Origin of the sequence: Streptomyces sp. NPDC094032 (assembly GCF_040303965.1) — a bacterium.
Classification (GTDB): Bacteria; Actinomycetota; Actinomycetes; order Streptomycetales; family Streptomycetaceae; genus Streptomyces.
In genome coordinates this window covers 377,757-404,100 of record NZ_JBEOUE010000003.1, presented here as the reverse complement: position 1 = coordinate 404,100, position 26,344 = coordinate 377,757, and the positions used below count along the sequence as shown (strand labels likewise).

The following is a 26,344-nucleotide window of genomic DNA, read 5'->3' as shown; positions in this document are numbered from 1 at the left end:
ACCGAGGTCTCGTTGTGGTCCACGCCGACGCTGTCCGGGCCGCAGTTCAGCAGGTTCCGCCCGAGGCCGCAGCCCACGTCGAGCACCCGGCCGAGGTTGAGACGCTTCAGATTCCAGCGGTACGGGGCCTGCGTCGGCAACAGCCGCTTGATCCCCGACGTCTCCAGCCGCGCGAGCCGCTGGGTGTAGTCGGAGGACTCCGTACCGGGCATCATCGACCGCCTTCTCTTGCACCCGACGGGGTACTGGACGCCATGCCCAGTACACCGCTCGATGTGATGGGACCCACAGGCTATGGCACGTTTGAGAAGGCGACAACGCCGAGTGGCTACCGCGGAGAGGCTCCCGCGTAGACGTCCTCGGACGACGGAACCGGCTTGTCCGGAGCCTGCCGAGCGGGCTGGGCGTCGTCACCGCGACGGCCCTTGCCGAGGCGCAGGTCCTTCAGGCGCATGGCGGGCCGTTCGACGAAGTGCCAGGACGCCATGGCGAGCAGCAGCGTGAAGACGAAGGTGAGCGCCAGGTAGGCGGGCAGGCCCCAGCGGGTGTAGCCGAGCAGCGCGAGGGTCTGCTGGACGAGGAAGCCGTAGATGTAGATGCCGTACGAGTAGTCGTGCTTGGCGCCGACACGGCGGAAGGCCGCCGGCAGACGGATGGCGAGCCAGACGAGGACGTACGCGAAGGCCGGGATGCCGACGGTGAACAGATAGCCGTAGTGCAGGCTGCCGAGGAGTACGGCGAGAGCGGCGACGCCCAGGGGGTCGCTGACCGGGATCTTCTCCTTGTAGAGCTCGATGACCGCACCCAGTGCGAACGCGAACCCGAGGTAGATCAGGAACGAGGTGTTGATCTGGCCGAACGGCGGCAGCTGGAAGTTCTCCAGGATGCGGGCGTCGTACGGGCCGGCCCAGAAGGCGTCCGTGCTCGCCTGGCGTATGACGAGCCATCCGAGCACGGCGGTGATCAGGAGCACCGCCCGACGGGCTCGCGTGAGGACGCCGATGACGGCGAGGGTCGCCACCGCCAGGTAGCACAGGAACTCGTAGCGCAGGCTCCACAGCGCGCCGTTGAAGGCCCCGTTGTGCACGAGTCCCGCGGAGCGCCCGTCCGCCATGACGCCGGATATGTCGTACTGGTTCGTCGCGACCGCCCAGTTCGACGTCAGGTAGTCGAAGGGACCGTGCGGCCCGTTGAAACCGTCGAGCGTGGAGTGGAGGCGCCAGTACAGCAGGGGAGCCGCGACGAACGCGGCGACCATCAGACACACCCAGAACCCGGGGAAGATCCGCAGGGCCCGGTGCCAGAGGAACCGGCCGAGCCCCAGCCGCATGCCACTGCGGGTGACCAGGATTCCCGACAGGACGAAGAAGCCGTAGACCGAGAGCTTGCCCAGGTCGGTCTGGCCGCCGGTGAAGGTGTGGAGATACTCCTTGCCGCCGTAGCCCAGGATGCGGGCGTGCGAGACGACCACCGCCGAGGCGAGGAGCAGCCTCAGGAGCCCAAGACTGTTGTGACGGCCGGTGAGCAGCTCAGCGACAGTCCCATGTGACCATCGCAGCGCGAAACCGCGATGCATGAAGAGTTCCTTTGCCTTTCGACAGCGTCATATCTTCAGTGCCGCGGCAAGAGGATGTCCAGTTCGGCCGAGCGGACGAGAGGCGTTCCGGGCTGCTCACCAGGCCCGACTCGACCCGATGTGCGCCATTTCACTCCCGCGCGCAGAGAGCGCCGCCATGCGGAAACATCCGGCCGGGACGGTGCCGTCCCGGCCGGATGTTTCACGTGAAACGCAGGGCTAGTACGTCATTACGCCCAGGTGATGAGCCGCTTCGGCTGTTCCAGGATCGCGGCCACGTCGGCCAGGAACTTGGAGCCGAGTTCGCCGTCGACCAGGCGGTGGTCGAAGGAGAGCGCGAGGGTGGTGACGTGACGCGGCTTCACCTTGCCCTTGTGGACCCAGGGCTGGAGCTTGATCGCGCCGACCGCGAGGATCGCGGACTCGCCCGGGTTCAGGATGGGCGTGCCGGTGTCGACGCCGAAGACGCCGACGTTGGTGATGGTGAAGGTGCCGCCCTGCATGGCCGCCGGGGTCGTCTTGCCCTCGCGGGCGGTGGTGACCAGCTCGCTCAGGGACGTCGACAGCTCCGGGAGGGTCTGGGCGTGCGCGTCCTTGATGTTCGGGACGATCAGGCCCCGCGGGGTGGCCGCGGCGATGCCCAGGTTCACGTAGTGCTTGAGCACGATCTCCTGGGCGGCCTCGTCCCAGGACGCGTTGATGCCCGGGTTGCGCTTGGCCGCGACCAGGACCGCCTTGGCGATGAGGAGGAGCGGGTTGACCCGCAGGCCCGCCATGTCCTTGTCGGACTTGAGCTCCTCGACCAGCTTCATCGTGCGCGTGATGTCGAAGGTCACGAACTCGGTGACGTGCGGCGCGGTGAAGGCCGAGCCGACCATCGCCGCCGCCGTGGCCTTCCGTACGCCCTTGATGGGGATACGGGTCTCCCGGGCGTCCGAGGACACCGGGGGGACGGGAGCCACCACGGGGGCCGGGACCGCCGTGACCGGGGCCGCGACCGGGGCCGGAGCGGCCGCCCGGTGCACGTCCTCGCGGGTGATGATGCCGTCCGCGCCGGTCGGGCTGACCGTCGCCAGGTCGACGCCCAGGTCCTTCGCCAGCTTGCGCACCGGCGGCTTCGCCAGCGGGCGGGCGGCTGCGGGGGCGTGGCCGTGCCCGTTCAGCTGCTCGGGGACCACCAGAGCCGGGGCCTCCGTCGTCGTCTTGCGGGCCCGGCGCTTGGTGGAGGTCGCGGCCACGCCGTAGCCGACCAGGACCGGCTGGCGGCCCTCCGGCTCCGGCTCGGCCTCGGGCTCGGGCTCGGGGGTCGGCAGTGCGGCGGGGGCCGACTCGGCCGCCGGGGCCTCGCCGCCGCCCACGTTCACCGAGATGATGATCTCGCCGACGTCGACCGTGGTGCCCTCGGGGAAGCGCAGCTCGTGGACCGTCCCGTCGAACGGGATCGGGAGCTCCACGGCCGCCTTCGCCGTCTCCACCTCGCAGACGACCTGCCCGTCGGTGACCGTGTCACCGGGCTGGACGTACCACTTGAGGATCTCGGCCTCGGTCAGGCCCTCGCCCACGTCGGGCATCTTGAATTCGCGGATCGTCACGATGCTCTCCTCAGAACGCCAGCGAGCGGTCGACGGCGTCGAGCACGCGGTCCAGACCCGGCAGGTACTCCTCCTCCAGGCGCGCCGGCGGATACGGCGCGTGGTAGCCGCCGACCCGCAGGACGGGGGCCTCCAGGTGGTAGAAGCAGCGCTCGGTGATCCGGGCGGCGATCTCCGCGCCGGAGCCGAAGAAGACCGGGGCCTCGTGGACGACGACCAGCCGGCGGGTCTTCTCCACCGAGCTCTGGATGGCGTCGAAGTCGATCGGGGAGACCGTGCGCAGGTCGAGGACCTCGACGGACTTGCCCTCCTCGGCGGCGGCCGCGGCCGCCTCCAGGCAGGTCTTCACCATCGGGCCGTACGCGGCGAGCGTCAGGTCCGTGCCCTCGCGGGCGACCCGGGCCCTGTGCAGCTCGCCGGGGATGGCCTCGGTGTCGACCTCGCCCTTGTCCCAGTAGCGCCGCTTGGGCTCGAAGAAGATGACCGGGTCGTCGCTCTGGATGGCCTGCTGGAGCATCCAGTACGCGTCGGAGGAGTTCGACGGCGAGACCACCTTGAGACCCGCGACGTGCGCGAAGAGCGCCTCGGGGGACTCGGAGTGGTGCTCGACCGCGCCGATGCCTCCGCCGTACGGGATACGGACGACGACCGGCATCTTGATCTTGCCGAGCGCGCGGGCGTGCATCTTGGCGAGCTGGGTGACGATCTGGTCGTACGCGGGGAAGACGAAGCCGTCGAACTGGATCTCCACGACCGGGCGGTAGCCGCGCAGGGCCAGGCCGATCGCGGTGCCCACGATGCCGGACTCGGCGAGCGGGGTGTCGATGACCCGGTCCTCGCCGAAGTCCTTCTGGAGGCCGTCGGTGACGCGGAAGACGCCGCCCAGCTTGCCGACGTCCTCGCCCATGATGAGGACCTTGGGGTCGGTCTCCAGGGCCTTGCGCAGCGACTCGTTGAGCGCCTTGGCGAGGGGGAGCTTCTGAACAGCCATGATTACTCGGCCTCTCCGTCCGCGAAGGACGCCTGGTAGGCGGCGAACTGCGCGCGCTCCTCGTCGACGAGGGCGTGCCCGTCCGCGTACACGTTCTCGAAGATCGCCAGGTGGCCCGGGTCGGGCATGGCGCGGACGGCCTCGCGGACGCGCTTGCCGAGCGTCTCGCTCTCCGTCTCCAGCTCCTCGAAGAAGGCCGCGTCGGCGTGGCCCTCGCGCTCCATGTACGCCTTGAGGCGCAGGATCGGGTCCTTCGCCTCCCAGGCCTCGCGCTCCTCGTCGGCCCGGTACTTGGTCGGGTCGTCGGAGGTGGTGTGGGCGCCCATGCGGTAGGTGAAGGCCTCCACGAGGGTGGGGCCCTCGCCGCGGCGGGCGCGCTCCAGGGCGGAGCGGGTGACCGCGAGGCAGGCCAGCACGTCGTTGCCGTCGACGCGGACGCCGGGGAAGCCGAAGCCGCGGGCGCGCTGGTAGAGCGGGACGCGGGTCTGCTTCTCGGTGGGCTCGGAGATGGCCCACTGGTTGTTCTGGCAGAAGAACACGACGGGGGCGTTGTAGACCGCGGAGAAGGTGAACGCCTCGCTCACGTCGCCCTGGCTGGAGGCGCCGTCGCCGAAGTACGCGATCACGGCGGAGTCCGCGCCGTCCTTGGTGATGCCCATGGCGTAGCCGGTGGCGTGCAGGGTCTGCGAGCCGATGACGATCGTGTACAGGTGGAAGTTGTTGGTGTTGGGGTCCCAGCCGCCGTGGTTCACCCCGCGGAACATCCCGAGCAGGTTGGTCGGGTCGACCCCGCGGACCCAGGCGACGCCGTGCTCGCGGTAGGTGGGGAAGACGTAGTCGTCGTCGCGCAGGGCCCGGCCGGAGCCGATCTGCGCGGCCTCCTGGCCCAGCAGCGAGGCCCACAGGCCCAGTTCGCCCTGGCGCTGGAGCGCGGTGGCCTCGGCGTCGAAGCGGCGGGTGAGGACCATGTCGCGGTAGAGGCCGCGCAGCTCCTCGGAGCTCAGGTCGATGTCGTACTCGGGGTGCTGGACTCGCTCCCCCTCGGGCGTGAGCAGCTGAACGAGCTCGGGCTCCGCGTTCTGTGAAGCCTGTGCCTTGTTCGTGCTCGCGCTTGCGGTGCGCTTGGTGCCGCTGCTGCGTCGCGTCGTCTTGCGCGCGGCAGTGCTCTCCACGGTCACGTGCGTGCTCCTCCGTCGGTCCGGCCCCCGGGTTCGCCGGTGAGGCCAGTGCGGCTCCGCCTTCACCGTGCCCTTCGCACGGGGTGGGTGCGACGCGGCCGGGGTCGGGCGTGACAGGTGCCCCGGCGAGCGCCCTGTCATAGGCACGTTACCCACAGCGCCGCATTCCCGCGAAACCCCATTTGACCTGCGATTTTGCTTGGATTTCCAAGTAAATCGAGAAAAGGGGGACTCGCCGCTGGTCAGCGGCCGTTGGGGCAGCCCGAAGGGGCCGCCGGAACACCCGGCACGTTATCCCGGCCACCCCGGGCACGGGAAGAGCGAATATGTGAGACTGGCTGCGTGCGCGAAGAAGGAAAAATCCGGGTATTTCTGCTGGACGACCACGAGGTCGTGCGGCGCGGCGTCCACGAGCTGCTCTCCGTGGAGGACGACATCGAGGTGGTCGGCGAGGCCGGTACCGCCGCGGACGCCCTGGTCAGGATCCCTGCGACCCGCCCCGACGTGGCGGTGCTCGACGTCCGGCTCCCGGACGGGAGCGGCGTCGAGGTGTGCCGCGAGGTCCGGTCGCAGGACGATTCGATCAAGTGCCTCATGCTCACCTCGTACGCGGACGACGAAGCGCTCTTCGACGCGATCATGGCCGGGGCCTCGGGTTACGTCCTGAAGGCGATCCGCGGCAACGAGCTGCTGAACGCGGTACGCGACGTCGCGGCCGGCAAGTCGCTGCTCGACCCGGTGGCGACCGCGCGGGTCCTGGAGCGCCTGCGGGACGGCAACAGCCCCAAGGGCGACGACCGGCTCGCCAATCTCACCGAGCAGGAGCGCAAGATCCTCGATCTGATCGGCGAGGGCCTGACCAACCGGGCCATCGGCGAGCGCCTCCACCTCGCGGAGAAGACCATCAAGAACTACGTCTCCAGCCTGCTGTCGAAGCTGGGCATGGAGCGGCGTTCCCAGGCCGCCGCGTACGTGGCGAGGATGCAGGCCGAGCGCCGCTGAACCCGGCGGGCTCCCCCGGGCCCGGCCGTTTCACCCGAACGGGTGCGGACGGCCCGGGTGGCCCGCATTCGGGACCTACGTCCCCGGAGAACCGGGGCAGGGGCCCCTTTTCCGACACGGTGCCGGTGGCGGAGAGTGGAAGCCATGTCCACCGAGGAGATCCGCGCCATCGAGCTGCTGAGCCGCCTGTCGTACGGCAGGGTGGCGACCAGCATGCGGGCGATGCCGTTCGTCGCCCCCGCCCGGCACATCGTGTTCGAGGGCGACGTCCTGATCCGGATGCACCGCGGCCTGGGCTACCACCGGGCCTGCAACGGCAGCGTCGTGGCCTACGGGGCCGACAACTTCGGCTCCGAGGCCGACAGCGTGTGGTCCGTCCAGTTCACCGGCACCGCCCGGATCATCGAGCCCACCGAGGCCCAGCTGGCCGCCTTCGGGCCGGAGCCCCGCGCCGTGGACGGCGAGCCCTTCGACCCGGTCTTCATGCGCATCGAGCCCCAGTTCGCCACCGTCCACAGCCTCGACTACACGTCCGAGCGGCCGGCCCCCGCGACCCCCGTTCCCTCCTTCGAGCGACACCTCCACCACGTAGCGTGATCTAACATCTGCGGAGTGCCGCGCTCATCTGCACCCCTTGCCTCCCCCCGGACGACCTCCCCCGCCCCGCCCCTCGGCGCCCTGCTGCGCCGCTACGGGGACGCCGGCGAAGCGTTGTCCTGTGAACCCGTCGCCCAGGGCTTACTGAACCGCGGCTACCGCCTCTCCACCACGCGTGGCCGCTACTTCCTCAAGCAGCATCTGGACGCCCGGACCGCCGACCGGGACACCATCACCCGCCAGCACCGGGCCACCCTGCGCCTGCACGCCCTCGGGCTGCCCGTCGCACCGCCGCTGCCCGACGCGCGGGGGCGCACCGTCGCCGTGATCGGCGGGCGGTGCTACGCCCTGCACCCCTGGGTCGAGGGGCGGCACCGCGAGGGCGCCGAGCTGTCCGCGGCGGGCTCCCGCCGGCTCGGGACGCTCCTCGGGCACGTCCACACCTGCCTGGAGCGGGTCATGGGCTCCCCGTCGCCGGACGCGGGCCACGAGAGCGCCCGCCCGGGCCACGAGAGCGCCCGCCCCGAGGACACCCTGCGGCTCATCGAGGAGCTGTTACGGCTCGTACGGGCCCGGCGGCGCCGTGACGGCTTCGACGAGCTCGCCGAGCACCGGCTCCGCGAGCGCCGGGTGCTGCTCGACCGGCACGCCCACCGGCGCCCGCCCGCCGCCCCCGCGGGCGGCTGGGTGCACGGCGACTTCCACCCGTTCAACCTGCTCTACCGGGGCGCCGAACCGGTCGCGATCATCGACTGGGACCGCCTCGGGGTCCGCCCGCGCGCCGAGGAGGCGGTCCGCGCCGCCGCGATCTTCTTCGTCCGGCCGTGCGGCGAGCTCGCCCTGGACAAGGTGCGGGCCTACGCGCGCGCCTACCGGCGGGCGGCCGGCGTGGACCGGGCCGAGCTGGCCGCCGCCGTCGACCGGGTGTGGTGGGAGCGGCTCAACGACTTCTGGACGCTGCGCTGGCGCTACCAGCTGCACGACCGCAGGGCCGACCCGCTGTTCCCCGCGGTGTCGGCCCTGGCCGTGTGGTGGACCCGCGAGTACGAGGCGGTACGCGACGCCTTCGCGGGGTGAGCGGGGGCCGGGACCGGGCTCGGCCGGCCCGTCGGCCGGTCCCGTCAGCCGGTCCCGGCGGTGGTGCCCGTCGTCGTGCCCGTGCCGGTCGTGGTGCCGGTGCCGGTGGACGTGCCCGTGCCCGAGGACGTACCGGTGGACGTACCGGTCGAGGTGCCCGTGGACGTGCCGGTCGAGGTACCCGTGGAGGTGCCCGTGCTGGTGCCCGTCGACGTGCCCGTGCTGGTGCCGTCCGTCGTGCCCTCGGTGGTGCCGTCCGTGGTGCCCGTGCCGCCGTCGGTCGGGTCCGTCGGGTCCGTCGACGGAATGTCCGTCGGCGTCGGCTTCTTGGTCGGCTCCTGGGTGGTGCCGCGCGTGGGCTGCCGGGTCTGCCAGCCACCGCCGCTGTTCGACGAGTCCGGCGGGGTGGTCTCCTGCGTCGGCTCGTCGGAGGGCTCCGGCGACGGCGCCTCGGTGGACGGCTTGTCGGTGACCGCCGGCGGCTTGGTGTTGCCGCCGTCGTTCTTCGCGCCGGACTTGTCGATCGCGTACGCGACGCCCGCGACGATCGCGACCAGCGCGAGCGCCACGAACAGCAGCAGCTTGGCGCGGCCGCCCGGGCGGCCGCCCTGCGCGCCGTAGCCACCGTCGGGGCCGTAGCCGCCGTGGCCGCCGTGCCCACCGTCGTAGCCCCCGTCGTCCGGGTTCATCGGCGGCAGGATCGGGCCCTGCGCGGTGTCGTGGTGCATCGGGTGGCCGAGGGCGGCCGTCGCGCCGACACCGCCCATCCCGCCGCCCGGGGTGTGCAGGGGGTCGTACATGTCGTGCATGTCCTGCACATGGACCGGGCCGGTGTTCCACACACCGGTGTGGCCGCCCTGCTCCTGGAGCATCTGCAGCGCGTACTGGATCAGGCCGCGCATCTCCTCGGCGCTCTGGAACCGGTCGTCCGGGTCCTTCGCGAGGGAGCGCATCGCCAGGCCGTCGAGCTCCGGCGGCGCCGCCGGAGCCACCTCGGACGGCGGGATCGGCATGTCCTGGACGTGCTGGTAGACCACCGACAGCGGCGTCTCACCCGTGAACGGGGGCCGCAGCGCGAGCAGTTCGTAGAGCAGGCAGCCCGTCGCGTACAGGTCGGAGCGGTGGTCGACGGCCTTGCCGAGCGCCTGCTCGGGGGAGAGGTACTGCGGGGTGCCCATGACCATGCCGGTCTGGGTCATCGTCGACTGCGCGCCGTGCAGGGCACGGGCGATGCCGAAGTCCATGACCTTGACCGCGCCGCCGTGCGTGATGATCACGTTCGCCGGCTTGATGTCGCGGTGCACGATGCCGTGCTGGTGCGAGTAGGCGAGCGCCTCCAGGACACCGGAGACGATGATCAGGGCCTGCTCGGGCCCCGGCGCCTCGGCGCTGATCAGCAGCTCGCGGATGGTGCGGCCCTCGACCAGCTCCATCACGATGTACGGCACGGGGCGGCCGTTGACCAGGTCCTCGCCCGAGTCGTAGACCGCGACGATCGCATGGTGGTTGAGGCCCGCGACCGACTGCGCCTCGCGCGTGAAGCGGGCCTTGGAGACCGGGTCCTCGGCGAGGTCGGAGCGCAGCAGCTTCACCGCGACCGTGCGCCCCAGGCGTACGTCCTCGGCCGCGAACACCTCGGCCATGCCGCCGCGTCCGAGGCGGTGGGTCAGCCGGTAGCGTCCGTCGCCGACCACTCCGCCGACGCCCCAGGACTCGGCAGAAGCGTCCGGCAGGCCGCCGCCTGCTCCGGATTCGGGTGCCATCCAGTCCTCGCCGTCGTCTCTCGTGCCGTGTCCAGTCGTCACGCTACAGGCTCCGTACGACATCACGGTCCGCGATGGACGGGCCATCCAACTCCCCTTGCGTACACCTGTGCAAATTCCGTGCCGTTCCTGTCACACCGTCGTCACGCTTCCGGCGGTCCGGCTGTGCGGAGGGTCACGGAACGGGCACCGAACCGGCACCCGGCTTGACGTGTCACTGCCCTCGGGCAGACTTGGCCGGGAAATTTCCATAAGAGCGCCGCCGCGCGCGCGTAGGGGGAAGCACGAGATGAGCCAGGACGACGCAGCCGGCGCACAGGGCCGCTATGCGGGCGGTTCGGTCGCGGGCGGCCGGTACCAGCTTCGCGACCTGCTCGGCGAAGGCGGCATGGCGTCGGTGTACCTGGCGTACGACAGCGCACTCGACCGCCAGGTCGCCATCAAGACGCTGCACACCGAACTCGGCCGCGAGCAGTCCTTCCGCGAACGGTTCCGGCGCGAGGCGCAGGCCGTGGCCAAGCTGTCGCACACCAACATCGTCTCGGTCTTCGACACCGGCGAGGACACCCTCGACGGCGCCGTCATGCCGTACATCGTCATGGAGTACGTGGAGGGGCAGCCGCTCGGCTCGGTGCTCGCCACGGACGTGCGGCAGTACGGCGCGATGCCGGCCGACAAGGCGCTGAAGGTCACCTCCGACGTGCTCGCGGCGCTGGAGACCAGCCACGAGATGGGCCTGGTCCACCGCGACATCAAGCCGGGCAACGTGATGATGACAAAGCGCGGCGTGGTCAAGGTCATGGACTTCGGCATCGCGCGCGCCATGCAGTCCGGGGTCACCTCTATGACCCAGACCGGCATGGTCGTCGGCACCCCGCAGTACCTCTCCCCCGAGCAGGCCCTGGGCCGCGGCGTCGACGCCCGCTCCGACCTGTACTCGGTCGGCATCATGCTCTTCCAGCTCCTGACCGGCCGGCTGCCCTTCGACGCGGACTCGCCGCTCGCCATCGCCTACGCCCACGTCCAGGAGGAGCCGGTCGCCCCGTCCTCCGTGAACCGGGCGGTGACCCCGGCGATGGACGCGCTGGTGGCCCGCGCCCTCAAGAAGAACCCGAACGAGCGCTTCCCCAGCGCCGCCGCGATGCGCGACGAGTGCCTGCGGGTGCTGTCGGCCGGTCAGACCGGTGCCCCGATGATCGTCGCGGGCGGCCCGGTGCAGAGCGGCTCGGGCGTCGGCTCCGCCGTCTTCCCGCCGGTCGGCCAGACCCCGCCGCCCGCCACGCACGGCGTGCAGACCCCGTACCAGCCGGCCCCGCAGCCGACGCCGCAGCCGGGTCCGTACGGCGTGCCGACGCCCGCGCCCTCGTACGGCTATCCGCAGCAGGTCCCGACCCCGCCGCCGGCGCCCGTCTACCAGACCCCCGCGCCCGCGCCGGTCTACCAGGCACCGGCGCCCGTGCCGGGGCCGTACACCGTGCCCCAGCCGCAGGCCCACGCGCCCGTCTCCGGCGGCGGCTCGTCGCCGAACCGGTCGAAGATCGCCATCGGCGCCGTCGCGCTGCTCGTGGTCGCCGGTGTGGTGACGGGCATCGCGCTCTACAACCGCGACCCCGGGGGCGAGCCCACCGCGAACGGCCCGAGCCAGAGCAGCAGCGCGGCCCCCGGCCACAAGGGCCCGGACCTCACCAGGACCATCGCCACCAAGAAGTGCACCGAGCCGTCCGAGTCGAGCAGCGACCCGGACAAGTTCGAGGTCCCGGACTTCACGTACAAGAACATCCAGTCGGTGAAGACCTGCCTCCAGGCCGCGGGCTGGAAGGTCAAGTCCGAGTCCTCGGTCGACGAGGCGACCTGGGGCCAGGGCACGGTCATCACCCAGTACCCGCGCCAGGGCACGGACATCGCGAAGGACGACGCCGAGTTCACCTTCGAGGTTTCCACCGGCAATCCGCCGCAGTAATTCCCGCCCTCCGCGCGCGGAGGGCGGCCGGCCCTCCCCGTCCGGATGCTCCCGGATGCCGGGTCCCTCCCGGCATGTGACGCTGAGTCGAAGAACTCGGCGGCTCGGCACGGGAGGGGGTCACCCGGTGACTCCAGGACTCCGCACGGCACGGTCACGGGCGCTCGGCCCCATCCTCGCCTGCTGCTTCACGGCGTGCGCCCTCCCCGTCGCCGCCCCGTGGGCCGGGTACGCGTACGGGGCCGAGGTCACTCCCGGCGGCACCGGCGCGGCCACGGGGACCCGTACGGGCACGGACGGCGGCGGTACGGGCGACGGCAGCGCGCCCGAGCGCACCCCGCCCGCGAGCACGCCGCCGCCCGGCGCGACCGGCACGCCGCCCCCCTCCGCCACCGCGCGCCCGACCGCGACCGGCTCCGGATCCGGCCCTGACTCCGGCCCTGACTCCGGCCCCGGCTCCGGCCCTGGCACGCCCCCCTCGACCGCCTCCCCCGCGCCCGCGCCGAGCGGTTCCGCGCCCGACGGGCGGCCCGCCCCGAGCGGCTCCGCCTCCCTCGCGGGGCGTCCGGCGGGCGAGGGCCGGGAGCGCCCCGGGCGGCCTCCGGAGCCGAGCTCCCCGGTCGCCACGACGCCGTCGGACCCGTCGGGCACCCCCTCTCGTACCAAAACCGCAACAGAGGACGGGCCCGGCGTGGAGGCGGACGAGGCGGTCGACGCGGTACCTGAGACGGAGGTGCCGCTCGCCTCCTCCTCGGCGGCGGCGCTGCCGGCCGCGGCCCCCCGGATCGGCGCGGAGGCCGTCTCCACCCTGTCCGACCGGCGGATTCCGGTGCTGACGCTGGGTGTGGGGCTCGCTCTGATGGGGCTCGGCATCGGGTTCCTCGGGGTCCGGATGCGGCGCCGCTGAGGCCTGCCGGGCGCCTCGCGGAAGCCCCGGGTCCTCCTTGAGTCGGACCCCGGGGGTCCACCTCAGGACGCTTGTCGGCTCGGGCATACCCGGTATACATACTGAGTATGTCGATCCGCCACGGGCTTCTCGCCCTCCTCGAACGCGGCCCCCGCTACGGCTCGCAGCTCCGCACGGAGTTCGAGTCCCGCACCGGCTCCACGTGGCCGCTCAACGTCGGGCAGGTCTACACGACCCTGGCCCGGCTCGAACGGGACGGGATGGTCGGCCAGGACGGCGAGGATGAGGCCGGGCACGCGCTCTACACGATCACCGACAAGGGCCGTGACGAGCTGCGCTCCTGGTTCGAGAAGCCCGTCGACCGCACCAGTCCCGCCCGGGACGAGCTCGCCATCAAGCTGGCCATGGCGGTCGGCGCGCCCGGGGTCGACATCCGTGACGTCATCCAGTCCCAGCGCCGGCACACCGTGAAGGCGATGCAGGACTACACCCGGCTCAAGGCCCAGGCGCTCACCGCCCTGGAGAGCGGGGGCGCCCGCGAGCGCGACGACGTCGCCTGGCTGCTCGTCCTGGAGCAGCTGATCTTCCAGACCGAGGCCGAGGCCCGCTGGCTGGACCACTGCGAGTCCCGGCTGATCCGCCTCTCGGCGACCAGCACGACGACAGCGGCCCCGCCCGGACCGTCGGCGTCACCCGGACCGTCGGCGCCACCGGCGTCGTCCGCCACATCGGCCACATCGGCCTCACCCGCTTGACCTGCTCGACCTGCCTGACCTGCTCAACCTGCTCCAACCGCTTCACCCCTGCCGGGGACAACGGGGGTTGCTCAACCCGGCAGACACCGCTTCCGACCGCTCCGTAAGCACATCCGACCGACCCAGACCGTACGCACCGGCACCAGCACCAGCACCGTCCGCGGCACCGTCCCCGGCACCGGCACCCCGCCGGTCGCCGCCACGGCCGTCGGCGACCGGCGACCGCCATGCCCGCGTACGCCCGAGGGGGATACCGCCATGTCCATACAGCAGCAGCCCGTGCTGCGTCTGCAGCAGCTGACCCGCGTCCACGGCGCGGGCGCCACCGAGGTCCACGCCCTGCGCGGCATCGACCTCGACGTCTACCCCGGCGAACTCGTCGCCGTCATGGGCCCGTCCGGCTCCGGCAAGTCGACCCTGCTCACCATCGCCGGCGGCCTCGACACCCCCACCTCGGGCCGGGTGATCGTCGAGGACACCGACATCACCTCCGCGACCGTCAAGCAGCTCGCCGCCCTGCGCCGCCGCAGCATCGGCTACGTCTTCCAGGACTACAACCTCATCCCGGCCCTGACCGCCGCCGAGAACGTGTCCCTCCCCCGCGAGCTGGACGGCGTCTCCGCCCGCAAGGCCCGCACCGAGGCCCTCGCCGCCCTGGAGGAGATGGAGCTCGGCCACCTCGCCGACCGCTTCCCCGACGAGATGTCCGGCGGCCAGCAGCAGCGCGTGGCCATCGCCCGCGCCCTGGTGGGCGACCGCCGCCTCGTCCTCGCCGACGAGCCCACCGGCGCCCTGGACTCCGAGACCGGCGAGTCCGTCCTCGCCCTGCTGCGCACCCGCTGCGACGCCGGTGCCGCCGGTGTCCTCGTCACCCACGAGCCGCGCTTCGCCGCCTGGGCCGACCGGGTCGTGTTCCTGCGGGACGGCGCCGTCGTCGACCAGACCGTACGCAGCGAGGCCGACTCGCTCCTGACGGGCCGGGCGGCGCAGCAGTGAACACATGGCTCCACTCCTGGCGGGCCGCGATCCGCATCGCCCGCCGTGACGCCTGGCGCTCCAAGGGCCGCAGCTTCCTCGTCCTCGCGATGATCGCGCTGCCCATCCTCGGCGTGAGCGCCTTCGACGTGACCCTGCGCAGCTCCGAGCTGACCGCCGCGCAGAAGATGGAACGCTCCATCGGCGCCGCGGACGCCCGGTTCAAGGACGCCCACGTCAGCGGGGTGCCGATCTACCAGGACCCCACCGGCGAGCAGCACACCCCCGTCAAGGACTACGAGAACGAGCCCTGGCCCGACGGCGGGACCGACGTCCGCAAGGCCCTCCCGGCCGGCGCCACCGTCCTCACCGACACCTACGGCAACGCCAAGCTGACCACCACCCACGGACTGCTCCAGACCGAGGTCCGTGAGCTCAAGGCCGCCGACCCCGTCGCCCGGGGCATCATGCGGCTCCAGGAGGGCAGCTTCCCGGAGAAGGACGACGAGGTCGCGGCGACCACGCACTTCCTGGAGACCAGCGGCCTGACCGTCGGCTCCACCCTCACCGCGCGCGGCTTCGACCGCACGTACCGGATCACCGGCTCGTACGAGCTCCCCAACGACCTCAAGACGGACCAGGTCAACGCGCTGCCGGGGGCCTTCCTCGCGCCGTACGCCCAGGCCGTCGAGAAGGCCGGGATGCAGGCGCCGGACACCTCCACCACGTATCTCGTGCGCAAGCCGGGTGGTTTCACGTGGAACATGGTCCAGGCGATCAACACCAAGGGCGTCGTGGTCGTCTCGCGCGCCGTGGCCCTCGCCCCGCCCGCCGACGCCGAGGTGCCGCTCTTCCAGAAGGAGGGCTGGCGCAACTACGACACCAGCCTGGCCGGTGACGCCGCGGCCCTCGCCGCCGTGGGCACCGTGGTCGGTCTCGCGATGCTGGAGATCTGCCTGCTCGCCGGTCCCGCCTTCGCGGTCGGCGCCCGCCGCTCGCGCCGCCAGCTCGGGCTCGTCGGCGCCAACGGCGGTGCCCGCAGCCACATCCGGGCCATCGTGCTCAGCGGCGGTCTCGTCATCGGCGTCGCCGCGGCCGTCGTCGGCACCGTCCTCGCCCTGGTCCTCACCTTCGCGCTCCGCCCGGTCCTCGAGGACGTCATGGGCCAGCGGTTCGGCGGCTTCACCATCCGGCCGCTGGAACTGCTCGGCATCGCCGGGCTCGCCGTCCTCACCGGACTGCTCGCCGCGATCGTGCCCGCCGTCACCGCCTCCCGGCAGACCGTCCTGGCCTCCCTGACGGGCCGTCGCGGTGTCCGCCGCGGCAGCAGGGTGCTGCCCCTGATCGGCCTCGGCGCCGTCCTGCTCGGCGCGGTCGTCGCCCTGTACGGGTCGGTCGTCAGCGACCAGTTCATCATCGTCGCCGGCGGCTCGGCCATCGCCGAGCTGGGCGTGGTCGCCATGACCCCGGCCCTGGTCGGCCTGTTCGGCCGGGCCGGCCGCTGGCTGCCGCTCTCGCCGCGCCTCGCGCTGCGGGACGCCGTACGCAACCGGGGCCGTACGGCACCCGCCGTCGCCGCCGTCCTCGCCGCCGTCGCGGGCACCGTCGCCGTCTCCACCTACGCCGCCAGCCGGGACGCCCAGGGCCTGGCCGAGTACCAGGCGCGGCTGCCCCACGGGGTCGTCGCCGCGCTCGTCGTCGAGGAGGGCGGCCGGGACGCCCCGACGGTCCGCGAGGCCGTCCAGCGCACCTTCCCCGTCGACCTCCGCGCCGATGTCTCCCGGATCGCCGTCGGCAAGCCGGGCTGCGAGCCCTGGGGCGGCGGCAAGGGCTGCGGCCGCTTCGAGGTCGTCGTCCCGAAGGCCAACGAGTGCCCCCTGTGGGCCTTCAGCGCCGACGGCTCCGACCCGGCCGAGAAGTTCACCAAGGAACAGCGCCGCGAGATCTCCACCAAGGACTGGCGCTGCCAGGCCAGCCGCGGCAACGGTGTGTACGTCGAGGGCGGGCTGCTCGTCGCCGACGCCCAGGTCCTCACGATCCTCGGCATCGACGACCCCGGCGCCGCCAAGGCGCTCGCCGACGGCAAGGTCGTCAGCTTCCTGAAGACGCAGGTCGACCAGAAGACCGGCACGCTCGGCATCAAGCTGGTCAAGGACACCGAGGCCGCCGACGCCGCCGCCCAGAAGAACCAGCCGGTGCCTGGCGAGGTCAGGAACCTCCCCGCCTACCAGGTGCCGGGCAACCCGCTCTCGTACGGCGTGCAGAGCATCCTCAGCCCCGCCGCCGCCAAGGCCGCCGGCCTGACCACCGTCCCCATGGGCGCGTACTTCACCACCGACCGCCTGCCCGACAGCGAGCAGCGGCAGAAGCTGGACAGCGAGATCGCCAAGCTGGGCAGCAGCGTCGACCTCACGCTGGAGGAGGGGTACGTCAGCAAGAACAGCCTGGTGCTGCTCGCGCTGACCGTCTTCGCCGGCCTGGTCACCATCGGCGCGGCCGGCATCGCCACCGGTCTCGCCCAGGCTGACGCGGAGGCCGACCTCAAGACGCTCGCCGCGGTCGGCGCGCCGCCCCGGGTCCGCCGTACGCTCAGCGGCTTCCAGTGCGGAGTCGTCGCCGCGATGGGCGTGGTCCTCGGCTCGGCGGCCGGTGTCCTGCCCGCGATCGGGCTGCGGCTCACCGAGGAGCGCGAGCAGATCCGCTACTACCAGGAGAGCCTGGAGAACGGCTGGGGCGGCGCGGACGCCCCGCCGTACGTGCCGATCGTCGTCCCCTGGGAGACGCTCGCCGCGCTCCTGGTGGCCGTGCCGCTCGGCGCCGCCCTGCTGGCCGCCCTGGTGACCCGCTCCCGCGGGGCCCTGGCCCGGCGCGCCGCGCACTAGGCGGGAACCGGCGCCTCGCACGCGCGTTCGTTGCCATGCCGTGCCCCTGTACGAGGGTGGATCACCCCCGTACAGGGGCACACCGTGTGGTGAGGCGTGTGTGCGAGAGAATGGCGGCATGGAGATGCCGAGGAATGACAGGTCGCAGGAGCACCCCCAGGTCCTCATCGTGGGCCAGGACGGGACGGCGCTCGGCGGCACTCAGGGTGACGACGAATCCCGCGAGGTCCCGGTGACGGAAATGGTCGAACAGCCTGCGAAGGTCATGCGGATCGGCAGCATGATCAAGCAGCTTCTGGAGGAGGTCAGGGCGGCACCTCTCGACGAGGCCAGCCGCGTCCGGCTCAAGGAGATCCACGCCAGCTCGGTGAAGGAGCTGGAGGACGGTCTCGCGCCGGAGCTGGTGGAGGAACTGGAACGGCTCTCCCTGCCGTTCACCGACGAGGCCATCCCCTCCGACTCGGAGCTGCGCATCGCGCAGGCCCAGCTGGTCGGCTGGCTGGAGGGCCTGTTCCACGGCATCCAGACGGCGCTGTTCGCCCAGCAGATGGCGGCCCGCGCCCAGTTGGAGCAGATGCGCCGGGCACTCCCGCCGGGCGCCTCGCACGACGATGACGACGACCACGGCCCCGGCCACGGCCGGGCGGTCGGCTCCGGTCCTTACCTGTAGGCCGGAAACGCACGAGGAGGAGGCCCGGCGCCGGGAACGGCGCCGGGCCTCCTGCCGCTGCTACGGCGCCAGCAGCAGCACCTTGCCGACATGGCTGCCCGACTCGATCGCCCGGTGGGCGTCGGCGGCGTCCGGCAGCGGCACCGTGCGGTCGACGACCGGGGTGACCGTGCCCGCGCCGATCAGCGGCCAGACGTGCTCGCGGACCGCCGCCACCACGGCCGCCTTCTCGCCCAGCGGGCGGGAGCGCAGCGTCGTCGCCAGGACGGCCCCGCGCTTGGCCATGAGCGCGCCCAGGTTCAACTCGCCCTTGACGCCGCCCTGGAGGCCGATGACGACCAGTCGGCCGTTGACGGCGAGCGCCTTGACGTTCCGCTCCAGGTACTTCGCGCCGACGATGTCCAGGATGACGTCCGCCCCGGCCCCGTCCGTCGCCTTGTGCAGCTCCTCGACGAAGTCCTGCTCGCGGTAGTCGATGAGGATGTCCGCGCCCAGCTCGGCGCAGCGCGCCAGCTTCGCGGGGCCGCCTGCCGTGACCGCGACCCGGGCGCCGACCGCCTTGGCCAGCTGGATCGCCATCGTGCCGATGCCGCTCGCCCCGCCGTGCACCAGCAGGGTCTCGCCCGGCCGCAGATGGGCCAGCATGAAGATGTTGGACCAGACCGTGCAGGCCACCTCGGGCAGCGCGGCGGCCGTCGCCAGGTCCACGCCCTCGGGCCGCGGCAGCAGCTGCCCGGCCGGGACGGCGACCTTCTCCGCGTAACCCCCGCCGACGAGCAGCGCGCACACCTCGTCGCCGACCGACCAGCCGGAGACCCCCGGGCCGAGCGCGACGATCCGGCCGGAACACTCCAGACCGGGGTACGGGGAGCTGCCCGGCGGCGGGTCGTAGTAGCCCTGCCGCTGGAGCAGATCGGCACGGTTGACGGCGCTCGCCACCACCTCGACGAGCACCTCGCCCTCGGCGGGGACGGGATCGGGCACCTCGGCCCAGACCAGCGCCTCGGGACCGCCGGGTTCCGGAATCGTGATCGCATGCATGGCGGCGAGGCTACTCCCGGGGCTTTCCGTACGCGCCCTAGTCCTCGCTCGGTGTGGTGAGCGGGGTGACCGGCGCGGCCCGCACGATGGTGATCACACGGTCCGTCAACTGGAGCGGGCTGGCGGCGGGATCGTCGTAACCGAGCAGCCGGTGGCCGCGCAGCACGCTCACCACCAGGTCCTCCGTCTCCCGTACGCTCCGGCCCGCCTCGGCCTTGGTCACCGGCCGCTCCACGAGGTCGAGCCCGGAGCCCTGCTGGATCAGGTCCTCCATCACGGTGCCCGCGCTGGGGCTCAGCACCGACAGGCCGAGCAGCCGTCCGGCGGCGCTGGCGCTGGTGATCACCGCGTCGGCGCCGGACTGGCGCAGCAGCGGCGCGTTCTCCTCCTCGCGGACCGCGGCGACGATCTTCGCGCCCCGGTTGAGCTGGCGGGCCGTCAGGGTGACCAGGACCGCCGTGTCGTCGCGCTGGGTGGCGATGACGATCTGACGCGCCCTCTGCACCTCGGCGCGGAGCAGCACATCGCTGCGGGTCGCGTCGCCGATGACCCCGACGAAACCGTCGGCGTTGGCCGCCTCGATCACCTTGCCGGACGGGTCGACGATGACCATCTGGTCCTTGCGCAGTCCGGTCGCGAGCAGCGTCTGGATCGCCGAACGCCCCTTCGTACCGAATCCGACGATGACGGTGTGGTCGCGCAAGGTGGCCCTCCAGCGGCGCAGCCGGAACTCCTCCCGGGTCCGCTCCGTGAGGACCTCGAGGGTGGTACCGACCAGGATGATCAGAAACAGCACGCGCAACGGCGTGACCAGGAAGATGTTCGCCAGTCGCGCCGAGTCGCTGTACGGGACGATGTCGCCGTACCCCGTGGTGGAGAGGGTCACCGTCGCGTAGTAGGCGCAGTCGAGGAAGTCGAGCGTCTCGTTGGCGTTGTCGTGGTAGCCGGCCCGGTCGATGTAGACGATGAACACGGTCACGATCAGCACGCCCAGCGCCATGAGCAGGCGCTTGCCGACCTGCCGCAGCGGCTTCTCCACCACACGGCGCGGCAGTCTGACCCGGGAGCCCGCCACCTTCTCGTCGGCCTCGCGGGCCATCACGTCCCGGCTGGGCAGTTTCACGTGAAACACACTCCTTGGGCTCCGCCGCCCGGTCCTTCGGCCGACATGACCCGCCAGGGCAGGTCCAGGATCTCCAACGGCTGCCCCTGACGGGCACCCCCCGGCGGGATCACGGCCATGCCGTGCGCGGCGGCGATGCCGCGGAGCATCGCGGGACCGTTGTAGTGCAGCGGCTCGGCCACGCCCCCGCGGTGGACCACAGGGACGAGCCGGGTGTCGTACGGATGCCCCGGGACCTCCGCGCCCACGGGCAGCCGGTACGGCACGGGGGCGGGCGCCCCGGCGAGGGCCCGCAGCAACGGCTCGGCGAGCGTGAGCAGCCCGGAGACGGCGGCGAGGGGGTTGCCGGGGAGGCCGACGAGGTGGCGGGGGGCGGGGGCGCCAGGGGCTTCGCCGGCGCTCTCCAGGCGGGCCAGGAGCATGGGGTGGCCGGGGCGCGCCTTCACCCCGTCGACGAGCAGCGTCGCCCCCGCCTTGTCGAGCACGGTGTGGACATGGTCGACCGGACCGGCGGCCGTACCGCCGGTGGTGATCACCACGTCGGCGGCGGAACCGGTGACCGCCGCGTACAGCGCCTCGGCGTCGTCGCCGATCCGGCGGGTGCCCAGGACCTCCGCGCCGAGCGCCGCCAGCCAGGGGCCGAGCATCGGGCCGAGCGCGTCACGGATCAGGCCCTCGTGGGGGAGTCCGCCGGTGAGCAGTTCGTCGCCGAGGACCAGCACCTCCACGCGGGGGCGCGGGCGCACGGTCAGCTCGTCGTAGCCGGCCGCGGCGGCGAGGCCGAGGACGGCGGGGGTCACCGCGCTCCCGGCGGGCAGCAGCGGGTCGCCGGTGCGGCACTCCTGGGCCCGGGGGCGGATGTCCTGCCCGTGGACGACCTCGCGCAGGGCGTGCAGATGCCCGGCGGCGTCGGTACGGGAGTGCTCGGCGCGGACGACGGCGGTCGTGCCGGCCGGCACGCGGGCGCCGGTCGCGATCCGCACGGCGTCGCCGTCGGCGAGCCCGGCGGCGGGGACGTGCCCGGCGAGGACGGCGCCCTCGGGGTCGATCCGCCAGGGGCCGGGGCCCGCGACGGCCCAGCCGTCCATGGCGGAGGTGTCGAACGAGGGCAGGTCGGTGAGCGCGCGCAGCGGCTCGACCAGGACCTGCCCGAGGCCCTGCCCGAGCGGCACCCGGACCGGCTCGCGCGGCCCGGCGGCCCGGGCGGCGACGGCGCGGGCCTCGGGCCAGGGCGTGGCGCGATGGGCCTCGGCGCGCGGGGAGTCCGTACGGGGCCGGCCGACGAGGGCGAGGGCGTCGTCCACCCCGTCGTCGGGCAGCCGCTCCTTCATCGTCATCCGGCGTCGTCCTGCTCCGTCGCCCAGCGCTGGGCGAGCGCGGCGGCCTTGCGGGCGGCCTCCGCCACGGCCTCGGGCCCGCCGTCGGCACCGGCCTTCGCCGCCGCGTACCCGACCAGGAACGTGGTCAGCGGCGCGGCGGGCCGGGCGACGCCGTGGGCGGCGTCACGGGCGAGGTCGAGCAACAGGCCTGTGTCGACGTCCAGGTCGATGCCCAGTTCGTCCTTGACTGCGGTGATCCATTCGTCCAGCACGGTCCCATGCTCCCTGATCCGCGCCCGGGCCGTGGCGATGTCCCCCCAGGTGTCGCAGTCGAAGGAGGCGGAGCCCTCCGCCGCGACCCGTACGACCGGAAGCCGCCCGGTGACCAGCCGCAGGGGAAGCCCCGCGAGACCACCCCGCTCGGCCAGGACCCCCTCGATCTCCCGCCGCAACGCCCGCACCCGATAGGCAGCCACCAACGGCTGCTCCCGCCCCTCCCCGTCGACCAGCACCGCCGCCTCGGCCCCGGGCTCGGAGACGAGCGCCCCGACGAGCCGCTGCGCGGCCCCGGGGCCGAAGAAGGGCAGGTCGGCGGAGAGGACGAGGACGATGGGGTCGGAGGGGGCGGAGGGGGCGCTGGAGGAGCCGGAAGCGCCGGAGGTGCCGGCGAGTGCGTCGGCGGTGAGGGTGTCGACGGCTAGTGCGTCGACGGCGGGTGCGTCGGCGGCGAGTGCGTCGGCGGCGAGGCGCCGCAGGCCGGCGTCGAGGGCGGCGAGGGGGCCGCCGCCCGGCGGATCCTCCCTGGCCCATTCCACGGGGCGCGCGGTGGCCCGGGGCGCGGCGACGACCACGGTCGTCCCGGCGTCGCGGCAGCCCGAGAGGACCCGGTCCAGCAGGCTCCGGCCGCCGACCCGCACTCCTGGCTTGTCGGCCCCGCCGAGGCGCCGGGCGGCACCACCGGCGAGCACGATGGCGTCGTACGCGGTCGTCATCCCAGCAGTATCGTCCGCACCCACCCGGAACGGCCTGCCCGGGGCGGGTCGGCGGGCGGGTCGGCGGGCGGGTCGACCGGGGCGGGTCAACCCCTCGGACCGGCCCGCGAGGACGTGTCCGGGACCCGGCGTGGGGTTGGGTCCCGGACGGGGCCGCCGGGAACCGCCGGGGCCCCGTGCCCCGGCCGGCGTCCACCCCGGCGGAGTCCTGTCACAGCGTGCGCAGCAGCACCGCCGGATTCTCGACGCAGTCGGCGACGTACCGGAGGAAGCCGCCGGCCGTCCCCCCGTCGCAGACCCGGTGGTCGAAGGTCAGCGACAGCTGGACCACCTGACGTACCGCCAGCTCACCCTGGTGCACCCACGGCTTGGGGACGATCCGCCCCACGCCGAGCATGGCCGCCTCGGGGTGGTTGATGATCGGCGTGGAGCCGTCGACGCCGAACACCCCGTAGTTGTTCAGGGTGAACGTGCCGCCGGTCAGGTCCGCCGGGGTGAGCTTCCCCTGCCGCGCCGACTCCGTCAGCCGGGCGAACTCGGCGCTCAGCGACTCGGCGGTGCGACCGCCGGCGTCCTTCACGACGGGAACGACCAGGCCGCGTTCGGTCTGGGCGGCGAAGCCCAGGTGCACGGACGGCAGCCGGACGATCTCCCGCGCGGCCGTGTCCACCGTGGAGTTGAGCTCGGGAAAGCGGGCCAGGGCATGGGCGCAGATCCGGGCGAGCAGCGCGAGCACGGAGATCTTCGGCCCGCCCGCCGCGTTCATGGCCGCGCGCGCCGCCATGAGTTCGGTGGCGTCGGCGTCGACCCAGCAGGTCGCGTCGGGGATCTCCGTACGGCTGCGGGACAGCTTGTCGGCCACCGCGCCGCGCACCCCGCGCAGCGGGATCCGCTCGGCCGCGACGGGCGCGACGGCGGTGCCGGGCGCGGGAGCGGCGGCCGCCGCGTAGCCGGCCACGGGGGCGGGCCGGGACCGTACGGCAAGGGCGGTCTCGACGTCCGAGCGCAGGATCAGCCCGTCGGGCCCGGAGCCCTGGACCTCCCGCAGGTCGAGCCCCTCGTCCCGGGCCAGCTTGCGCACCAGTGGGGAGATGACGGCCACGGGCCCCGGGTGCGCGGCGGGCACGACGACGGGCGCCACAGCGACCACGGGAGCAACGGGAGCCACAGCGGCGGGCGTCTCCCGCCGCACCCGGCGCCGCCGCGCGGCGGGCCCGGCCGTGCCGTATCCGACGAGCACGTTGCCGGAGTACTCCGACGACACGGCGGACTCGGCAGCCGCGGAGGCCGCGGAGGCCGCTGAGGACGCAGAGGACCCGGCAGACCCGGTACCCCCGGCGAACTCGGCGGCAGCCGCGAGCGCACCGGCCCCACCCACCCCCTCCGCGCCGCCGACCGCGACCGTCAGAAGCGGCGCACCGACCGGCAGTTCGGTCCCCTCCTCGCCGAAGCGGGCGGTGACCACACCCCCGTACGGGCAAGGCACCTCCACCATCGCCTTGGCCGTCTCGACCTCGACGACCGGCTGGTCGATGGCGACGACGTCGCCCACGTCCACCAGCCAGCGGACGATCTCGGCCTCGGTGAGTCCCTCGCCGAGGTCCGGCAGCTTGAATTCGAGCACCTGGGCCATCAGCTCCCCGCCTCCCACTGGAGCCGGGCGACCGCGTCGAGGACCCGGTCCACGCCGGGCAGGTGGTGCCGTTCCAGCATCGGCGGCGGGTACGGGATGTCGAAGCCCGCGACGCGCAGCACCGGCGCCTCCAGGTGGTGGAAGCAGCGCTCGGTGACCCGGGCGGCGATCTCGCCGCCCGGCCCGCCGAAGCCGGTGGACTCGTGCACGACGACCGCGCGGCCGGTGCGCTTCACGGAGGCGGCGACGGTCTCGTCGTCGAACGGCACGAGCGAGCGCAGGTCGACGACCTCCAGGTCCCAGCCCTCGGCCTGGGCCGCCTCCGCGGCCTCCATGCAGACCGGCAGGGAGGGCCCGTAGGTGATGAGGGTGGCGCTGGTGCCGCGGCGGCGCACGACCGCCTTGCCGATCGGCTCCACCGCGGCGGGCGCCTCGGGGGACCAGTCGGACTTCGACCAGTAGAGCCGCTTCGGCTCCAGGAAGACCACCGGGTCGTCGGAGGCGATGGCGGCGCGCAGCAGCCCGTAGGCGTCCTCGACGGTCGCCGGGGTGACGACATGGAGACCGGGGGTCGCCATGTAGTACGCCTCGGAGGAGTCGCTGTGGTGCTCGACCCCGCCGATCCCGCCGCCGTACGGCACGCGGATCACCATCGGCATCGGCATCGCGCCCCTGGTGCGGTTGCGCATCCGGGAGACATGGCTGATGAGCTGCTCGAACGCCGGGTAGGCGAACGCGTCGAACTGCATCTCCACGACCGGCCGCAGCCCGTACATGGCCATGCCGACGGCCGCGCCGAGGATGCCCGCCTCGGCCAGCGGCGTGTCGGTGCAGCGGTCCTCGCCGAACTCCTTGGCGAGACCGTCGGTGACCCGGAAGACGCCGCCGAGGGTGCCGACGTCCTCGCCCATCACATGGACGGTGGGGTCCTCGGCCATCGCGTCGCGCATGGCGCGCTGGAGGGCCTGCGCCATGGTGGCGGGCTTGGCCGCCGCCTTCGCGGCCGGCCTGGCAGTCGCGTGGGTGGTCATCCCGCCTCGCTCTCGGCGTCGAGCTCGGCCCGCAGCTGCTCCGCCTGCTCGCGCAGCTGCGCGGTCTTCTCGGCGTACACGTGGGCGAACAGGTCCATCGGGTCGAGCACGGGGTCGGCGTTCATCCGCTCGCGCAGCGCCGCCGCCATCGTCTCGGCGGCCTCGGCGGCCGCGCGCCTGCCGTCCTCGTCGAGGAGTCCGCGCGCGGTCAGCTCCCGCTCAAGGAGCAGGATCGGGTCGTGGGCGCGCCAGATCTCGACCTCGCTGTCGCCGCGGTAGCGGGTGGCGTCGTCGGCGTTGGTGTGGGCGTCGATCCGGTAGGTGACGGCCTCGACGAGGGTGGGCCCGCCGCCGCGCCGGGCGCGGGTGACGGCCTCGGTGAGCACCTGGTGGACGGCGACGGCGTCGTTGCCGTCGACGAGCCGGCCCGGCATGCCGTAGCCGACGGCCTTGTGGGCCAGCGACGGGGCCGCGGTCTGCTTGGCGAGCGGCACGGAGATCGCGAAGCCGTTGTTCTGCACGAAGAAGACCACGGGCGCCTGCCACACGGCCGCGAAGTTCAGCGCCTCGTGGAAGTCGCCCTCGCTGGTGCCGCCGTCGCCGACCATGGCGAGGGCGACCACGTCGTCGCCCTTCAGGCGGGCGGCGTGGGCGAGGCCCACCGCGTGCGGGAGCTGGGTGGCGAGCGGGGTGCACAGCGGAGCTATGCGGTGCTCGTGCGGGTCGTAGCCGGTGTGCCAGTCGCCGCGCAGCAGGGTCAGCGCCTGGACGGGGTCGAGCCCGCGGGCGACGGCGGCGAGCGTGTCACGGTACGAGGGGAAGAGCCAGTCCCGCTCCTCCAGCGCCAGCGCGGCGGCCACCTCGCAGGCCTCCTGGCCCGTCGTGGAGGGGTACACGGCGAGGCGGCCCTGCTTGGTGAGGGCGGTCGCCTGCGCGTTGTACCGGCGGCCGCGCACGAGCTCCGCGTAGAGGCGGCGCAGCAGCTCCGGGTCGGCGTCGGCCACGGCGTCGGTGCCGAGCACGCGCAGCGGCTCGGCGTCCGGCAGCAGCGGGGCGGGGTCGGTACGCGGCTGCCAGGCGGGCGGCGGAGTGGGCCGGTAGGCGAGAGCGGCACCGGGGGGCTCTTGGACTGTCGAACTGCGCTGTTGCAACGAGTCCACCTCCTCGTGGGAGCGGGCATAAGACCCGTAGGCGGGTGGCGCGAAATGTGGCGCGCCTCACCTACCGATTGTTCGGTCGTGGAGGCATTTTGGCTACAGGCACCTTCAGCCTGTGGACAA

The 26,344-nt window shown here is 73.0% G+C and carries 21 protein-coding genes and 1 pseudogene; 9 read left to right on the top strand and 13 right to left on the bottom strand.

What is annotated here, in order from left to right; all coding sequences use genetic code 11:
* The 5 genes and pseudogenes from ABTZ54_RS08215 to pdhA (ABTZ54_RS08195) form a co-directional block, all read right to left on the bottom strand.
* A pseudogene (locus ABTZ54_RS08215) lies at positions 1-215 on the bottom strand (class I SAM-dependent methyltransferase); the annotation flags it as partial.
* A 113-nt stretch (positions 216-328) separates the two neighbouring features.
* Entirely contained in the window at positions 329-1,576 is a 1,248-nt protein-coding gene (locus tag ABTZ54_RS08210; RefSeq protein ID WP_351658551.1) for an acyltransferase family protein, read from the bottom strand.
* 230 nt (positions 1,577-1,806) lie between these two features.
* Positions 1,807-3,147, bottom strand: coding sequence for a dihydrolipoamide acetyltransferase family protein (locus ABTZ54_RS08205; RefSeq protein ID WP_351658591.1), 1,341 nt, complete (start codon positions 3,145-3,147; stop codon positions 1,807-1,809).
* Positions 3,148-3,178: 31 nt separating this feature from the next.
* A complete protein-coding gene (locus ABTZ54_RS08200; protein WP_351658549.1) occupies positions 3,179-4,159 on the bottom strand; it encodes an alpha-ketoacid dehydrogenase subunit beta in 981 nt (326 codons plus the stop codon).
* 2 nt (positions 4,160-4,161) lie between these two features.
* Positions 4,162-5,337, bottom strand: a complete 1,176-nt coding sequence (pdhA, locus tag ABTZ54_RS08195; RefSeq protein WP_351658547.1) for a pyruvate dehydrogenase (acetyl-transferring) E1 component subunit alpha — start codon at positions 5,335-5,337, stop codon at positions 4,162-4,164.
* A 342-nt stretch (positions 5,338-5,679) separates the two neighbouring features.
* Between pdhA (ABTZ54_RS08195) and ABTZ54_RS08190 the strand changes: the two genes are divergently transcribed.
* The 3 genes from ABTZ54_RS08190 (at position 5,680) to ABTZ54_RS08180 (ending at position 8,013) form a co-directional block, all read left to right on the top strand.
* Positions 5,680-6,339, top strand: a complete 660-nt coding sequence (locus ABTZ54_RS08190; RefSeq protein WP_351658545.1) for a response regulator — start codon at positions 5,680-5,682, stop codon at positions 6,337-6,339.
* Positions 6,340-6,483: 144 nt separating this feature from the next.
* The gene (locus ABTZ54_RS08185) at positions 6,484-6,936 is read left to right on the top strand and encodes a pyridoxamine 5'-phosphate oxidase family protein (RefSeq protein WP_351658544.1); all 453 of its coding nucleotides are present in this window, start codon (positions 6,484-6,486) and stop codon (positions 6,934-6,936) included.
* A gap of 15 nt (positions 6,937-6,951) precedes the next feature.
* The gene (locus ABTZ54_RS08180; RefSeq protein ID WP_351658542.1) at positions 6,952-8,013 is read left to right on the top strand and encodes a phosphotransferase; all 1,062 of its coding nucleotides are present in this window, start codon (positions 6,952-6,954) and stop codon (positions 8,011-8,013) included.
* A 44-nt stretch (positions 8,014-8,057) separates the two neighbouring features.
* On the opposite strand, the gene ABTZ54_RS08175 is transcribed toward ABTZ54_RS08180, so the two are convergent.
* A complete protein-coding gene (locus tag ABTZ54_RS08175; protein WP_351658589.1) occupies positions 8,058-9,776 on the bottom strand; it encodes a protein kinase domain-containing protein in 1,719 nt (572 codons plus the stop codon).
* A gap of 289 nt (positions 9,777-10,065) precedes the next feature.
* Between ABTZ54_RS08175 and ABTZ54_RS08170 the strand changes: the two genes are divergently transcribed.
* The 6 genes from ABTZ54_RS08170 (at position 10,066) to ABTZ54_RS08145 (ending at position 17,925) form a co-directional block, all read left to right on the top strand.
* Positions 10,066-11,736, top strand: coding sequence for a protein kinase domain-containing protein (locus ABTZ54_RS08170; protein ID WP_351658540.1), 1,671 nt, complete (start codon positions 10,066-10,068; stop codon positions 11,734-11,736).
* Between the two features lie 127 nt (positions 11,737-11,863).
* The gene (locus tag ABTZ54_RS08165; protein ID WP_351658538.1) at positions 11,864-12,643 is read left to right on the top strand and encodes a hypothetical protein; all 780 of its coding nucleotides are present in this window, start codon (positions 11,864-11,866) and stop codon (positions 12,641-12,643) included.
* Between the two features lie 107 nt (positions 12,644-12,750).
* A complete protein-coding gene (locus ABTZ54_RS08160; RefSeq protein ID WP_351658537.1) occupies positions 12,751-13,398 on the top strand; it encodes a PadR family transcriptional regulator in 648 nt (215 codons plus the stop codon).
* Positions 13,399-13,656: 258 nt separating this feature from the next.
* On the top strand, positions 13,657-14,394 hold the full coding sequence (locus ABTZ54_RS08155) for an ABC transporter ATP-binding protein (RefSeq protein WP_351658535.1): 738 nt from the start codon (positions 13,657-13,659) through the stop codon (positions 14,392-14,394).
* Positions 14,391-17,255, top strand: a complete 2,865-nt coding sequence (locus ABTZ54_RS08150; protein ID WP_351658533.1) for an ABC transporter permease — start codon at positions 14,391-14,393, stop codon at positions 17,253-17,255. The genes ABTZ54_RS08155 and ABTZ54_RS08150 overlap by 4 nt, the downstream gene beginning before the upstream one ends.
* Before the next feature lie 118 nt (positions 17,256-17,373).
* On the top strand, positions 17,374-17,925 hold the full coding sequence (locus ABTZ54_RS08145) for a bacterial proteasome activator family protein (protein ID WP_046909342.1): 552 nt from the start codon (positions 17,374-17,376) through the stop codon (positions 17,923-17,925).
* 60 nt (positions 17,926-17,985) lie between these two features.
* On the opposite strand, the gene ABTZ54_RS08140 is transcribed toward ABTZ54_RS08145, so the two are convergent.
* The 7 genes from ABTZ54_RS08140 to pdhA (ABTZ54_RS08110) form a co-directional block, all read right to left on the bottom strand.
* Positions 17,986-18,966 (bottom strand): NAD(P)H-quinone oxidoreductase, encoded by a 981-nt coding sequence (locus ABTZ54_RS08140; RefSeq protein WP_351658530.1) that lies wholly within the window; start codon positions 18,964-18,966, stop codon positions 17,986-17,988.
* A gap of 37 nt (positions 18,967-19,003) precedes the next feature.
* Positions 19,004-20,089, bottom strand: coding sequence for a potassium channel family protein (locus ABTZ54_RS08135; protein ID WP_351658529.1), 1,086 nt, complete (start codon positions 20,087-20,089; stop codon positions 19,004-19,006).
* On the bottom strand, positions 20,086-21,426 hold the full coding sequence (locus ABTZ54_RS08130; protein ID WP_351658527.1) for a molybdopterin molybdotransferase MoeA: 1,341 nt from the start codon (positions 21,424-21,426) through the stop codon (positions 20,086-20,088). The genes ABTZ54_RS08135 and ABTZ54_RS08130 overlap by 4 nt, the downstream gene beginning before the upstream one ends.
* The gene (locus tag ABTZ54_RS08125; protein WP_351658525.1) at positions 21,423-22,400 is read right to left on the bottom strand and encodes a DUF6457 domain-containing protein; all 978 of its coding nucleotides are present in this window, start codon (positions 22,398-22,400) and stop codon (positions 21,423-21,425) included. Before ABTZ54_RS08125 ends, ABTZ54_RS08130 begins: the two co-directional genes overlap by 4 nt.
* 211 nt (positions 22,401-22,611) lie before the next feature.
* The gene (locus ABTZ54_RS08120) at positions 22,612-24,033 is read right to left on the bottom strand and encodes a dihydrolipoamide acetyltransferase family protein (protein WP_351658523.1); all 1,422 of its coding nucleotides are present in this window, start codon (positions 24,031-24,033) and stop codon (positions 22,612-22,614) included.
* Positions 24,033-25,064, bottom strand: coding sequence for an alpha-ketoacid dehydrogenase subunit beta (locus ABTZ54_RS08115; protein ID WP_351658522.1), 1,032 nt, complete (start codon positions 25,062-25,064; stop codon positions 24,033-24,035). The genes ABTZ54_RS08120 and ABTZ54_RS08115 overlap by 1 nt, the downstream gene beginning before the upstream one ends.
* Complete coding sequence (pdhA, locus tag ABTZ54_RS08110; RefSeq protein WP_351658521.1) at positions 25,061-26,224, bottom strand: pyruvate dehydrogenase (acetyl-transferring) E1 component subunit alpha; 1,164 nt, start codon at positions 26,222-26,224, stop codon at positions 25,061-25,063. Before pdhA (ABTZ54_RS08110) ends, ABTZ54_RS08115 begins: the two co-directional genes overlap by 4 nt.
* Between the last annotated feature and the right edge of the window lie 120 nt (positions 26,225-26,344).

What these genes read in the sequence shown, in the direction of transcription:
- ABTZ54_RS08210 (WP_351658551.1), bottom strand. Translation starts at nt 1,576, where the DNA reads ATGCATCGCGGTTTCGCGCTGCGATGGTCACATGGGACTGTCGCTGAG.
- ABTZ54_RS08205 (WP_351658591.1), bottom strand. Translation starts at nt 3,147, where the DNA reads ATGCCCGACGTGGGCGAGGGCCTGACCGAGGCCGAGATCCTCAAGTGG.
- ABTZ54_RS08185 (WP_351658544.1), top strand. Translation starts at nt 6,484, where the DNA reads ATGTCCACCGAGGAGATCCGCGCCATCGAGCTGCTGAGCCGCCTGTCG.
- ABTZ54_RS08115 (WP_351658522.1), bottom strand. Translation starts at nt 25,064, where the DNA reads ATGACCACCCACGCGACTGCCAGGCCGGCCGCGAAGGCGGCGGCCAAG.
- ABTZ54_RS08155 (WP_351658535.1), top strand. Translation starts at nt 13,657, where the DNA reads ATGTCCATACAGCAGCAGCCCGTGCTGCGTCTGCAGCAGCTGACCCGC.
- ABTZ54_RS08170 (WP_351658540.1), top strand. Translation starts at nt 10,066, where the DNA reads ATGAGCCAGGACGACGCAGCCGGCGCACAGGGCCGCTATGCGGGCGGT.
- ABTZ54_RS08145 (WP_046909342.1), top strand. Translation starts at nt 17,374, where the DNA reads ATGGAGATGCCGAGGAATGACAGGTCGCAGGAGCACCCCCAGGTCCTC.
- ABTZ54_RS08140 (WP_351658530.1), bottom strand. Translation starts at nt 18,966, where the DNA reads ATGCATGCGATCACGATTCCGGAACCCGGCGGTCCCGAGGCGCTGGTC.
- ABTZ54_RS08200 (WP_351658549.1), bottom strand. Translation starts at nt 4,159, where the DNA reads ATGGCTGTTCAGAAGCTCCCCCTCGCCAAGGCGCTCAACGAGTCGCTG.
- ABTZ54_RS08125 (WP_351658525.1), bottom strand. Translation starts at nt 22,400, where the DNA reads ATGACGACCGCGTACGACGCCATCGTGCTCGCCGGTGGTGCCGCCCGG.
- ABTZ54_RS08175 (WP_351658589.1), bottom strand. Translation starts at nt 9,776, where the DNA reads ATGGCACCCGAATCCGGAGCAGGCGGCGGCCTGCCGGACGCTTCTGCC.
- ABTZ54_RS08130 (WP_351658527.1), bottom strand. Translation starts at nt 21,426, where the DNA reads ATGACGATGAAGGAGCGGCTGCCCGACGACGGGGTGGACGACGCCCTC.
- ABTZ54_RS08120 (WP_351658523.1), bottom strand. Translation starts at nt 24,033, where the DNA reads ATGGCCCAGGTGCTCGAATTCAAGCTGCCGGACCTCGGCGAGGGACTC.
- ABTZ54_RS08160 (WP_351658537.1), top strand. Translation starts at nt 12,751, where the DNA reads ATGTCGATCCGCCACGGGCTTCTCGCCCTCCTCGAACGCGGCCCCCGC.